The sequence below is a fragment of the Burkholderia sp. AU30280 genome (assembly GCF_020420125.1).
Lineage (GTDB): Bacteria > Pseudomonadota > Gammaproteobacteria > Burkholderiales > Burkholderiaceae > Burkholderia.
In genome coordinates, this window is record NZ_JAIZRY010000010.1 from 24,671 (window position 1) to 36,698 (window position 12,028).

At 64.7% G+C, this 12,028-nt stretch carries 13 protein-coding genes; 9 read left to right on the top strand and 4 right to left on the bottom strand.

The features are described 5' to 3' along the window. Window positions 1-18: 18 nt before the first annotated feature. The 4 genes from LGN17_RS22615 (at window position 19) to nadC (ending at window position 5,071) form a co-directional block, all read left to right on the top strand. A complete protein-coding gene (locus tag LGN17_RS22615) occupies window positions 19-1,383 on the top strand; it encodes a mechanosensitive ion channel family protein (RefSeq protein ID WP_226198712.1) in 1,365 nt (454 codons plus the stop codon). A 221-nt stretch (window positions 1,384-1,604) separates the two neighbouring features. Next, entirely contained in the window at window positions 1,605-2,798 is a 1,194-nt protein-coding gene (locus tag LGN17_RS22620; protein WP_175950961.1) for an acyl-CoA desaturase, read from the top strand. Window positions 2,799-3,053: 255 nt separating this feature from the next. After that, complete coding sequence (nadA, locus tag LGN17_RS22625; RefSeq protein WP_226198713.1) at window positions 3,054-4,190, top strand: quinolinate synthase NadA; 1,137 nt, start codon at window positions 3,054-3,056, stop codon at window positions 4,188-4,190. After that, a complete protein-coding gene (gene nadC, locus LGN17_RS22630; RefSeq protein ID WP_226198714.1) occupies window positions 4,187-5,071 on the top strand; it encodes a carboxylating nicotinate-nucleotide diphosphorylase in 885 nt (294 codons plus the stop codon). The genes nadA and nadC overlap by 4 nt, the downstream gene beginning before the upstream one ends. Before the next feature lie 90 nt (window positions 5,072-5,161). On the opposite strand, the gene nadB is transcribed toward nadC, so the two are convergent. The 4 genes from nadB to radC all read right to left on the bottom strand — a co-directional run bounded on the left by nadB (window position 5,162) and on the right by radC (window position 8,338). Further along, window positions 5,162-6,748 (bottom strand): L-aspartate oxidase, encoded by a 1,587-nt coding sequence (gene nadB / locus LGN17_RS22635; RefSeq protein ID WP_226198715.1) that lies wholly within the window; start codon window positions 6,746-6,748, stop codon window positions 5,162-5,164. A gap of 160 nt (window positions 6,749-6,908) precedes the next feature. Further along, the gene (gene rpmG, locus LGN17_RS22640; RefSeq protein WP_006478046.1) at window positions 6,909-7,076 is read right to left on the bottom strand and encodes a 50S ribosomal protein L33; all 168 of its coding nucleotides are present in this window, start codon (window positions 7,074-7,076) and stop codon (window positions 6,909-6,911) included. A 17-nt stretch (window positions 7,077-7,093) separates the two neighbouring features. After that, window positions 7,094-7,327: a 50S ribosomal protein L28 gene (gene rpmB, locus LGN17_RS22645; protein ID WP_004186391.1), complete on the bottom strand. Its 234-nt coding sequence runs from the start codon at window positions 7,325-7,327 to the stop codon at window positions 7,094-7,096. Between the two features lie 237 nt (window positions 7,328-7,564). Further along, window positions 7,565-8,338: a RadC family protein gene (gene radC, locus LGN17_RS22650; RefSeq protein WP_226198716.1), complete on the bottom strand. Its 774-nt coding sequence runs from the start codon at window positions 8,336-8,338 to the stop codon at window positions 7,565-7,567. On the opposite strand from radC, the gene LGN17_RS36545 reads away from it, so the two are divergent. From LGN17_RS36545 to LGN17_RS22670, 5 genes are all read left to right on the top strand, one after another. After that, window positions 8,337-8,462: a hypothetical protein gene (locus LGN17_RS36545; RefSeq protein ID WP_256093565.1), complete on the top strand. Its 126-nt coding sequence runs from the start codon at window positions 8,337-8,339 to the stop codon at window positions 8,460-8,462. The two genes, radC and LGN17_RS36545, sit on opposite strands and share 2 nt — an antisense overlap. An 11-nt stretch (window positions 8,463-8,473) precedes the next feature. After that, a complete protein-coding gene (locus LGN17_RS22655; RefSeq protein ID WP_226198717.1) occupies window positions 8,474-8,929 on the top strand; it encodes an FKBP-type peptidyl-prolyl cis-trans isomerase in 456 nt (151 codons plus the stop codon). Window positions 8,930-8,931: 2 nt separating this feature from the next. Next, the gene (gene ispH, locus LGN17_RS22660; RefSeq protein WP_011352949.1) at window positions 8,932-9,912 is read left to right on the top strand and encodes a 4-hydroxy-3-methylbut-2-enyl diphosphate reductase; all 981 of its coding nucleotides are present in this window, start codon (window positions 8,932-8,934) and stop codon (window positions 9,910-9,912) included. Window positions 9,913-10,115: 203 nt separating this feature from the next. After that, complete coding sequence (locus tag LGN17_RS22665; protein WP_226198718.1) at window positions 10,116-10,859, top strand: amino acid-binding protein; 744 nt, start codon at window positions 10,116-10,118, stop codon at window positions 10,857-10,859. 211 nt (window positions 10,860-11,070) lie between these two features. Then, entirely contained in the window at window positions 11,071-12,021 is a 951-nt protein-coding gene (locus tag LGN17_RS22670) for a branched-chain amino acid ABC transporter permease (RefSeq protein ID WP_011352947.1), read from the top strand. Window positions 12,022-12,028: the final 7 nt, after the last annotated feature.

A 12,028-nucleotide genomic window follows, 5' to 3' on the forward strand; every position in this document is an offset into this window, starting at 1 on the left:
CGGCAGGCCGGACGGACGATGGAGAATCTGCAGAGCCGCCTGCTGTCGCACCGGCTGGCCTCGGTCATCCGCGATTTCCACCAGCCGGTGATGATCTGGCAGGCGGCGATCCTCATCGGCGCGCTGTGCTTCGCATGGGTGGCCGCGCGCTTCGTGCACGGCCGGATCGATGCGCGCCGCCGGGCGGCCGGACGTGCGCCCGGGGCGGGCGCGCAAAGCCTGAAGCGCGCGTTGTTCCCGTTGTTCGGCAGCGTGTTCGTGGGCGGCGCGCAGCTTGCGTTCGACCCGTTCATGTCGACGTCGCTGCTGTCGCTCGCGCTCGTGCCGCTGTTCGGCATCGGGCTGATCTACGTGCTGTTCTTCTTTGCGCGGCGCGTGTTCGCGCGCGATGGCCACACGCATGCGTGGCTGTCGATCGTCGAGAAGATCGTGTCGACCGTCGTGTGGGCCGCGATGGTGCTGACCGTGCTCGGGATCCAGCGCGACGTGCTCGGCTGGCTCGACAGCGTGCAGTTCCGGGTCGCCAATGCGCACCTCACGCTGCTGTCGGTGATTTCGGGCGCGCTGTGGGTGTGCGTGACGCTGATGGTCGCGATGTGGCTCGGCTCGGTGCTCGAGGATCGTCTTACGCGGGCGACCACGCTCGACGCGAACCTGAAGGTCGTGCTGTCGCGGGTCGGCCGCGCGCTGCTCGTGTTCGCGGCGATCCTGATCGGGCTGTCGCTGGTCGGCATCGACGTGACGGTGCTCGGCGTGTTCGGCGGCGCGGTGGGTGTCGGCCTCGGTTTCGGGCTGCAGAAGATCGCCAGCAACTACGTGTCGGGCTTCATCATCCTGCTCGACCGCTCGCTGCGGCTCGGCGATGCGATCAGCGTCGGCGGGCTGCAGGGCGTCGTCACGCAGATCCGCACGCGCTACACGGTCGTGCGCGGCCTCGATGGCAACGAGACGCTGATCCCGAACGAAAAGCTGATCACCGACGTCGTGCAGAACCAGTCGTCGTACCTGACGCGTGGCTACGCGAAGGTCGCGGTGCAGGTCGCGTACACGAGCGATGTCGAGCACGCGCTCACGCTGCTCGCCGATGCAGCCAAGGACGTGCCGCGCGTGCTGGCGGAGCCCGCTCCGACCCCGTATCTGGTGGGTTTCGGTGCGGACGGGATCGACCTGGAGCTCGGTTTCTGGATCGAGGATTCGGCGAAAGGCACGTCCGGCGTGCGTTCGACCGTGAACCGCAACATTTGGCGCCTGTTCAGCGAGCACGGGATTTCGATTCCGTTCCCGCAGCGCGAAGTGCGCGTCGTCGGGTTGCCCGACGGCTTGTCCGCCGCGGGCGCGGTGGCCGGCAACGGCGCGGTGGACGGGCACGCGCCGGCTGCATGACGCGCGCCGGTCGCCAATCGTATCGACCCCGCGGCCGGAACCGGATCGCGGGCCTTTCCAAGTCCGCCCATGGACTGGGTTTGTTGCGTCAGGGCAAGAAAATGTTCATTTTTTACAAAGACTTGGAACGGTTGAAGTAGAATTCTGGTCTACACGCGGTATGCTTTCATTTTTCTGACGTCTGGCGCGGGCCGGCGTCGCTCTCATCACAGGTAACTGCCTTGTTGAATTCCCTGCTCGATTTTCTTTCCCACGGGCTCCTGCATTTTTCGTGGTGGCAGGTCGCGCTGTTCGCGCTCGCCGTCACGCACGTCACGATCATCGGCGTGACGGTCTACCTGCACCGCTGCCAGGCGCACCGCGCGCTTGAACTGCATCCGATCGCGAGCCACTTCTTCCGGCTCTGGCTGTGGATGACGACCGGCATGCTGACCGGCCAGTGGGCCGCGATTCACCGCAAGCACCACGCGAAGTGCGAGACCGAGGAAGATCCGCACAGCCCGCAGACGCGCGGCATCTGGAAGGTGTTCCTCGAAGGCGCCGAGCTGTATCGCGCGGAAGCGAAGAACGAAGAGACGATGCGCAAGTTCAGCCACGGCACGCCGAACGACTGGATCGAGCGCAATATCTACTCGAAGTACCCGATCCTCGGCGTGAGCCTGATGATGGTGATCGACGTCGCGCTGTTCGGCGTGCTCGGCCTCACCGTGTGGGCCGTGCAGATGGTCTGGATTCCGTTCTGGGCGGCTGGCGTCGTCAACGGCTTCGGTCACTTCTGGGGCTATCGCAACTTCAACTCGGCCGACGCGAGCACGAACCTGTTCCCGTGGGGCATCGTGATCGGCGGCGAAGAGCTGCACAACAACCACCACACGTTCGCGACGTCGGCGAAGCTGTCGAACAAGTGGTACGAGTTCGACATCGGCTGGATGTACATCCGCATCATGTCGGCGTTCGGTCTTGCAAAGGTGAAGAAGGTCGCGCCGACGCCGCGCCTGAACAAGCCGAAGACGGTGCTCGACCAGGAAACGCTGCAGGCCGTGCTGTCGAACCGCTACGAAGTGATGGCGCGCTACGGCAAGGCCGTGAAGCGTGCGTACCGTCAGGAGCTCGCCCACCTGAAGGAAATCGGCGGCGAGAAATACCAGATGATGCGTGGCGCGCGCAAGTGGTTCCACAAGGACGCCGACGGCCTCGACGAGCCGCAGAAAAAGCTGCTGCCGGAAATCTTCGCGAACAGCCAGAAGCTGCACACGTACTTCCAGCTGCGCCAGGATCTCGCCGCGATCTGGGATCGTTCGACCGCATCGCGCGAACAGCTTCTCGCACAATTGCAGGATTGGTGCCATCGCGCAGAACAAAGCGGCATCAAGGCGCTGCAGGAATTCGCGACGCGCCTGCGCCGCTACGCCTGATTCGAAATCGATTAGAATCTAAGGACGTCAAAAACCCCGCGTTGGCGGGGTTTTTTATTTGGTCCGCCGGTTTTTGAAGGGTGATCGGCAGGGCCGGATTGGTATGAGGCTTGGGGCAGCGTGGAAGTGTTGTTCCGGAGCGAGATCAGGGGATGGGATCGGCGTTGGCGCTAAAGCGCTGACTCGGATCGACCGTGAAGCATGGGATCAGAGTAAGCGCTAAAGCGCTAACTCTGATCGACAGGAGATATGGAGATGCAATCGACGATCAAACCCGTCGAGTATGACCGGCCCGTTGCAGCAGGGACCGTGTGCGGCGTGGGGCAGGCATGGGCCAAGGTGCCCGAGGCCCCGTCCGCCGAAGAGCGGGCTGCGCTCAAGGAGCGCATCAAGGCATTGCTCGTGCGTGAAAAGGCCGTGCTGGTCGCGCATTACTACGTCGACGCAGAGTTGCAGGAGCTCGCCGACGAAACCGGCGGTTGTGTCGCCGATTCGCTTGAAATGGCCCGCTTCGGCCGTGACCACGACGCGCAGACGCTGATCGTCGCCGGCGTGCGCTTCATGGGCGAAACCGCGAAGATCCTGAGCCCCAACAAACGCATCCTGATGCCCGATCTCGACGCGACCTGCTCGCTCGACCTCGGCTGCCCGGTCGACGAATTCTCGGCGTTCTGCGATGCGCATCCGGACCGCACCGTCGTCGTCTACGCAAATACGAGTGCCGCCGTGAAGGCGCGCGCGGACTGGATGGTCACGTCGTCGATCGGCCTCGAGATCGTGGCCGACCTGCACGCGCGCGGCGAGAAGATCATCTGGGCACCGGATCGCCATCTCGGTAGCTACATCCAGAAGAAAACCGGCGCGGACATGCTGCTGTGGCAAGGCTCGTGCCTCGTTCACGACGAGTTCAAGGGCATCGAGCTCGACCTGCTGCGCGCCGAGTATCCGGACGCGAAGGTGCTCGTCCACCCCGAATCGCCGGAAAACGTCGTCGCGCAGGCCGATGTGGTCGGCTCGACCACGCAGCTGATCGACGCGGCGGTCAAGTTCGACGCGACGCATTTCATCGTCGCGACCGATCTCGGCATCCTGCACAAGATGCAGCTTGCGGCGCCCGGCAAGACCTTCATCGCCGCGCCGACGGCCGGCAACAGCGCCACCTGCAAGAGCTGCGCGCACTGCCCGTGGATGGCGATGAACGGCCTCGCGAACCTTGCCGACGTGCTTGAGCGCGGTCACAACGAGATTTTCGTCGATCCGGCGATCGGCGAGCGCGCACGCCTGCCGATCGACCGGATGCTCGATTTCGCAGCCGCGCACAAGAAGCGCGTGCAGGCGAGCGGCGATCTGCAACGCGATCAGCAACTGTTTGCGAACGTGGGGGCTGCATGACGAGTTCGGCCGTATCCCCGCTGTTCAACATCGTCCGTGAGCAATACGGCGCGGCATTCGACGACGCGATCGCGCGCAACGTGGCCGATGCGATCGCGGAAGACGTCGGCACTGGCGACCAGACCGGGCGGCTCGTGCCGGCCGGCGAGCGTCGCCGTGCTCGCATCATCGTGCGCGAGGAAGCCGTGCTGTGTGGCGTGCCGTGGTTCGAGGCCGTGATCGCCCGGATCGATCCGGTGATCGCCGTGCAATGGCGCTATCGCGAAGGCGACCGGATGGCGCCCGATTCGACCGTCTGCGAACTCGACGGGCCGGCGCGCGCGCTGCTGACGGCCGAGCGCAACGGGCTGAATTTCCTGCAATTGCTGTCGGGCGTTGCGACCGCCACGCGTCGGTACGTCGATCGTGTGGAAGGCACGCGCACGAAGATCCTCGATACACGCAAGACGCTGCCGGGCCTGCGGCTTGCGCAGAAGTATGCGGTGCGCGTCGGCGGCGGCGAGAACCAGCGTCTCGCGCTGTATGACGGCATCCTGATCAAGGAGAATCACATCGCGGCGGCAGGCGGGGTCGGCGAGGCGCTCGACGCGGCGTTCGCGCTGGAGTCGGGCGTGCCCGTGCAGGTCGAAGTCGAGACGCTTGCGCAACTCGATACGGCGCTCGCGCATCGCGCGCAGTCGGTGCTGCTCGACAACTTCACGCTCGACATGATGCGTGAAGCGGTGCGCGTGGCGAACGGCAAGGCCGTGCTTGAAGTGTCGGGCGGCGTCAATTTGGATACGGTGCGTGCGTTCGCGGAGACGGGTGTCGACCGTATCTCGATCGGCGCGCTGACGAAGGACGTGCGCGCGACGGACTATTCGATGCGGATCGTCGACTGACCGAACGCCCGTCGATCAGACAAAAAAGCCGTTGGCGCGTAAACGCCAACGGCTTTTTTTGTGCGGCCGCCGCAGGGAAGGGCGTACCGCTCAGCGGCGCGCGCGCGGCGTGAGCACGCTCGGCAGCGCCTTCGGCAGCGAGTTAGGCCAGTCGCGGCTGTAGTGCAGCCCGCGGCTTTCACGGCGCGAGTGTGCGCTCTTCACGATCAGCGTCGCCACGTCGACGAGGTTGCGCAGTTCGAGCAGGTCGCGCGTCACGCGGAAGTTCGCGTAGTACTCCTGGATCTCGTCGCGCAGCAGCGACAGCCGGTGCTTTGCGCGCTCGAGGCGCTTGTCGGTGCGCACGATGCCGACGTAGTTCCACATCAGGCGGCGCAGCTCGTCCCAGTTGTGCGCAACGACGACTTCCTCGTCCGCATCCGACACGCGGCTTTCGTCCCAAGCGGGCAGCGTGGCCGGCGTTTCGGTATCGAAGCCGGCTGCCTCGATCGCCTCGGCTGCTGCGCGGCCGATCACGAGGCATTCGAGCAGCGAGTTGCTGGCGAGCCGGTTCGCGCCGTGGAGCCCCGTGTACGACGTTTCTCCGACCGCATACAGGCCCGCGAGATCGGTGCGCCCGGCGAGGTCGGTGACGACGCCGCCGCACGTGTAGTGTGCGGCCGGCACGACGGGAATCGGCTGTTTCGCGATGTCGATGCCGAATTCGAGGCAGCGCGCGTGGATCGTCGGGAAGTGTTCGCGCAGGAACGCTTCCGGCTGGTGGCTGATGTCGAGATACACGCAGTCGATCCCGCGCTTCTTGATCTCGAAGTCGATCGCGCGCGCGACGATGTCGCGCGGCGCGAGTTCGGCGCGCGGATCATGCGCGGGCATGAAGCGCGTGCCGTCGGGCAGCTTCAACAGGCCGCCTTCGCCGCGTACGGCTTCCGAAATCAGGAACGATTTCGCGTACGGATGGAACAGGCAGGTCGGATGGAACTGGATGAACTCCATGTTCGACACGCGGCAGCCTGCGCGCCACGCCATCGCGATGCCGTCGCCGGTCGCGGTGTCGGGGTTCGTCGTGTACAGGTAGACCTTGCCGGCGCCGCCCGTCGCGAGCACCGTATGCGGCGCCTCGATCGTGATCGTGCGGTCGTTGTCGACGTCGAGCACGTACAGGCCGTGACAGCGGCGGCCGGGCAGGCCGAGCCGGTCCGACGTGATCAGGTCGATCGCGTGGTGGTTTTCGAAGAACGTGATGTTCGGATGCTGGCGCGCACGCGCCGACAGCGTTGCGAGCACCGCATGGCCGGTCGCGTCGGCCGCGTGAATGATCCGGCGGTGGCTGTGGCCGCCTTCGCGTGTGAGGTGGAAGCCGAGCTCGGCCGCGTCGTCCTTCGTGAACGGCACGCCCTGCGAGATCAGCCATTCGATCGCTTCGCGTCCGTGCTCGACGATATAGCGCGTCGCGCCTTCGTCGCACAGGCCGCCACCGGCGACCAGCGTGTCGTTGACGTGGTTCTCGATACTGTCTGCCGAATCGAGGACTGCCGCGATGCCGCCCTGCGCGTTATCGCTTGCGCCCTCCATCATCGACCGTTTCGCGATCAGCGCGACACGTCGCGTGCTGGCCAGATTGAGTGCGACCGACAGCCCTGCCAGGCCGCTGCCGACGATCGCCACGTCGAATTTCATGCTGCATCTCCATCGTTGCGCTTTTGATCTTGTGCGTTCCGGCGGCCGTGGCCGCGGAAAGGGGAGAGCATACCGCGTCGGGCCCGAGCGTGCGCGCAAAACAAAAAGCCCCGCATGTGCGGGGCTTTTCGGTCGCCGTCAGGCTGGCAGAAACCGGAGATTACTTGATCTTGGTTTCTTTGTATTCCACATGCTTGCGGACGACGGGATCGAACTTCTTGATCGCCATCTTTTCCGGCATGTTGCGCTTGTTCTTCGTGGTCGTGTAGAAGTGACCCGTACCAGCGGTCGACTCGAGCTTGATCTTGTCGCGTGCGCCTTTTGCCATGATTGTGCTCCTTGGGCTTAGGCTTCGCCGCGTGCGCGCAGGTCAGCGAGCACGGAATCGATGCCGTTCTTGTCGATCAGGCGCAGGCCGGCGTTCGAGACGCGCAGGCGCACCCAGCGGTTTTCGCTCTCTACCCAGAACCGGCGGTTTTGCAGGTTCGGCAGGAAGCGGCGCTTCGTCTTGTTGTTGGCGTGGGAAACGTTGTTGCCGCTCATCGGCGCTTTCCCAGTTACTTGGCATACGCGTGCCATGAGAGCACTCCTAATACGCTAAATTCGGGGTTCGATCGCCGATGAAGGTTCCATCGTACCGCCACGTGATCCATGGCTGCACTCAGAACGCCGAAGCCCTTACAGACAAGGCCCTTCGATGGCTAGAACTGGTTGGAAAAAAGACAGACGGCGATTCTAGCAGAAAAAGTTCAGAAAAATCAAACCTAATTTCGCATCGCCGTTGCGGCGCCCTTGGGCGGGCCGCAACCGCACAGTCTACAGCCAACCGGCCCGTGCGAACGAAAAAGTATCACTGGTGCCGATTACGACGTGATCGAGCAGCCTGACATCGACGAGCGCGAGCGCGTCGTGCAGCACGCGGGTCAGGCGGCGATCTTCCGCGCTCGGCTGCACCGCGCCCGACGGATGGTTGTGCGCGACGATCAGCGCCGCGGCGTTGTGCACCATCGCGCGGCGCACGATCTCGCGCGGGTAGACGGCCATGCGCGTCAGCGAGCCGCGCGTGATTTCCTCCATGTCGATCAGGCCGTGGCGCGCGTCGAGGTATACCGCGGCGAACACTTCGTACGGGCGCGTGCCGATCTTCAGCCGCAGGTAGTCCTCGAGCGCGCCCGGCGAATCGATCTGCCTCTTCTCGTGCGCTTTCTCCCTCAGCATGCGACGCGCGATCTCGGTGACCGCAACCAGCCGCGCGGAGCGCGCGGGGCCGATGCCGGGGTGTGCCTCGAAATCGTCGGTGGTCGCCTCGAGCAGCCCGTGCAACGACTTGAACTGCGTGACCAGTGCGCGGGCAGTGACGAACACATCGTGTCCGGGCTTGCCCGTGCCGAGCAGCAGTGCGATCAGTTCGTCGTCGGTCAGCGCGGCCGGCCCGCGCTCCAGCAATCGCTCGCGCGGCAGCTCGGGCCGCCAGCCGCGCGGGCGGCGCTTGCGGCGGTGGATCGGGAGGACGCGGCCGGGCGGATCGGCAGGCAGGTCGGTGCTGTCGCGGCATTCGACGGGCGGCAGGGCTAGGCAGGGTGAAAGCATGCTCGAAACTCCGTTGGCGGCGGGCAGTGTGCGCGACGTCGTCGCACTTTCCGCCTTGCGCGCTCAGGTGACTTACAATATTGGCTTTGCGCCGGGCCTTTCGGCCGTATCGGGCGCCGACTGAACGAGTAATTCATGAGCCTCATCGATCTATCCGAAGTGAAGCCCGGTTCCCACGTCACGTTGCATTACCGGCTGGCATTGGCCGACGGCGCCGATATCGTCAACACTTTCACCGACAAGCCGGCCACGCTGCTGCTGGGCGCGGGGCAACTGGCGCCGTCGCTGGAACAGATTCTGCTCGGCCTCAGGATCGGCGACCATTCGACTTTTCAGCTAACGCCTGAACAGGGGTTCGGTCCCCGCAATCCCGACATGCTCCAGCGCGTCACGCTGTCGACGCTGCGCGAGAACGGGATGGTCGGCGACGATTTCACGCCGGGCGAACTGATCGAGTTCAACGCGCCGGACGGCGGCCGATACGCGGGGGTGCTGAAGGAAGTCGGCGAAACCTCGGCACTGTTCGACTTCAATCATCCGCTCGCGGGCCAAGCGCTCACGTTCGAAGTGAAAATCATCGGAATCCTGTAATCATGAGCACCACCGATACGCTGTCCGGGCAGACCGTCGCCGCCGATGCCGAAATCCTGCTGGCCCAGCCGCGCGGTTTCTGCGCGGGCGTCGATCGTGCGATCGAGATCGTGGAGCGCGCCATCGCGATGCACGGTGCGCCGATCTACGTTCGTCACGAGATCGTCCACAACAAGTACGTGGTCGAGGATCTGAAGAAGAAAGGCGCGATCTTCGTCGAGGAACTCGAGGAAGTGCCGGCCGGCAATACCGTGATCTTCAGCGCGCATGGCGTGTCGAAAGCCGTGCGCGACGAGGCCGATGTGCGCGGGTTGCGCATTTACGACGCAACCTGCCCGCTCGTCACGAAGGTGCACGTCGAAGTGGCGAAGATGCGCCAGGACGGCGTCGACATCGTCATGATCGGGCACAAGGGCCATCCGGAAGTCGAGGGCACGATGGGGCAGGTCGAGCGCGGCATGCATCTCGTCGAGAGCGTCGAGGACGTGCAGAAGCTCGAGCTCGCCGATCCCGAGCGCATCGCGCTCGTCACGCAGACGACGCTGTCCGTCGACGACGCAGCCGAGATCATCGGGGCGTTGAAGGCCAAGTATCCGAAGATCCGCGAGCCGAAGAAGCAGGACATCTGCTATGCGACGCAGAACCGCCAGGACGCCGTGAAGTTCATGGCGCCGCAGTGCGATGTCGTGATCGTCGTCGGCAGCCCGAACAGCTCGAATTCGAGCCGCCTGCGTGAAGTGGCCGAGAAGCGCGGCGTGGACGCGTACATGGTCGATGCGCCTGACCAGATCGATCCGGCATGGGTCGCGGGCAAGCGCCGTATCGGCGTGACGGCCGGCGCGTCGGCCCCCGAAGTGCTCGCCCAGGCCGTGATCGCGCGGCTGCGCGAGCTCGGTGTGCGCAATGTGCGCGCGCTCGACGGCATCGAGGAAAACGTGTCGTTTCCGCTGCCGCGCGGGTTGAACCTGCCGCCCGCTGCCTGATTGACGCATCGCACCTGCGGAACACCGGAGCGCGCCTTACGGCGCGCTTTTTTTTGCCTGTCGAAATGCCAATCGCAACCATTATTCGGATTAATGGTGCAACCAGGTTGCTCTGCGCGCTTTCAAGCGTCTCTCAAAATTGGTTGCAATGCAGGAAAACCCCATCGAATCAGGATTATTGGCGTCCTATAAATGGAGTTACAATGCGCCCGTTTTCAGGCCTGAATGGCTTTGAAATCGGGTTTTGGCAAGGCGCGGGAGACCACTCAATGCATGTGAAGTCGGCTTACGCCGTGTCCGTCGCCGCACCGGTTGCAATGCTTGCCGGCTGCAGCAAAAAGAGCGACGACGGGGCGGGGAGGGAGGCTGCGATATTCGCGGCACCGCCGACCCGCGGCGTGCGCGTCGCCGGAACCGGTCGTGCGGCACCGTTCGCGTGCTGCATCGCGCAATTGGGCAAGGACAAGGAAAACGGGGCACGTTTGGCGATCGAGGAAATCAACGCGCTTGGCCTGGCGAACGGCCAGGTTGCGGGCACGCAGGTTGCAGCACCGCAGGCCGCCGGTCGTCGCGTGACAGCGACCGTCCGCGCCGCTCGACGCAGGCCGGCCATGGCGCCCGGCGCTGCGGGCCGCGTGCCGATGTCGCCGGCCCCCTTTCATTTCGATTCGACGAAACAGCGCGTTGCCGCGAGCAGTGATGTCGCGGCGTGCGGTCTGGTTCGTACGATGGATTCCGACGCAGTCCTGACGAATGTCGGGCGCGGCGTTCACGCTGCCTTGCAAGGTGGCGCGGCACGGAATCCGATCTGCCCGCGTGCGGGGCTTGCCTCGCACCGGACGGGAAAAGGCACGGATGCCGGGCAACCGGACGATGGCCGTCTCGGCATGCTGCCCTACGACTTCAAGGAGGCCACGAACACCGTCCTCGACGTCGTGACGATTTAGCGACGGGACTCATGACGGCACCGGAACAGTGCGGTGCCGTTTTTGTATCCGCTCCGGCGGCAGGTCCGGCCGTACAGGCCGGGCGGCGCGCGCCGGGACGATCCACCCTTACCGGTATCGACTAGTACCCGCAGTGTCGCCGAGAAGGCGCGATTCCTCGCTTACCCGCGGGGCGCAACGTCCTCCGGCAGCACGGGCCAAGGAGCTTTAAATGGATATTTTCGTCCAGCAGGTTCTCAACGGGCTGGTGCTCGGCAGTGTCTACGCCATCATCGCGTTGGGCTATACGATGGTGTACGGCATTCTCGGCATCATCAACTTCGCGCATGGCGACGTGCTGATGATCGGCGCGATGGTCGCCCTGTCTGCCATCACCGTGCTGCAGAACCATTTCCCCGGACTCGGCAACGTCGCGACGCTGACGATCGGCCTGGGCATCGCCGCAGTCGTCTGTGCATTCGTCGGCTTCACGATCGAACGGGTCGCATACCGGCCGCTGCGTCGCGCACCGCGCCTCGCGCCGCTGATCACCGCCATCGGCGTGTCGATCCTGCTGCAGACCGCCGCGATGATCATCTGGTCGCGCAACCCGCTGCCGTTCCCGCAATTGCTGCCGACCGATCCGATCAACGTGATCAAGGCGACCGACACGACGCCCGGCGCCGTGATCTCGGTGACTGAAATCGTGATCATCGCGGTGGCGTTCATCGTGATGGCCGGCCTGCTGCTGCTCGTGCACAAGACCAAGCTCGGCCGTGCGATGCGCGCGATCGCCGAAAGCCCGAACACCGCGAGCCTGATGGGCGTGAACCCGAACTTCGTGATCTCCGCGACGTTCATGATCGGCTCCGCGCTCGCCGCGCTGGCCGGCGTGATGATCGCGTCCGAATACGGCAACGTGCACTTCTACATGGGCTTCATCCCCGGCATGAAGGCATTCACGGCCGCGGTGCTGGGCGGGATCGGCAACCTCGGCGGCGCGATGGTCGGCGGTGTGCTGCTCGGCCTGATCGAGCAGCTCGGGGCCGGCTACATCGGCAACCTCACGGGTGGCGTATTCGGCAGTAACTACCAGGACGTGTTCGCCTTCATCGTGCTGATCATCGTGCTGGTGTTCCGTCCGTCCGGCCTGCTGGGCGAACGTGTCGCGGATCGCGCGTAACGGAAGG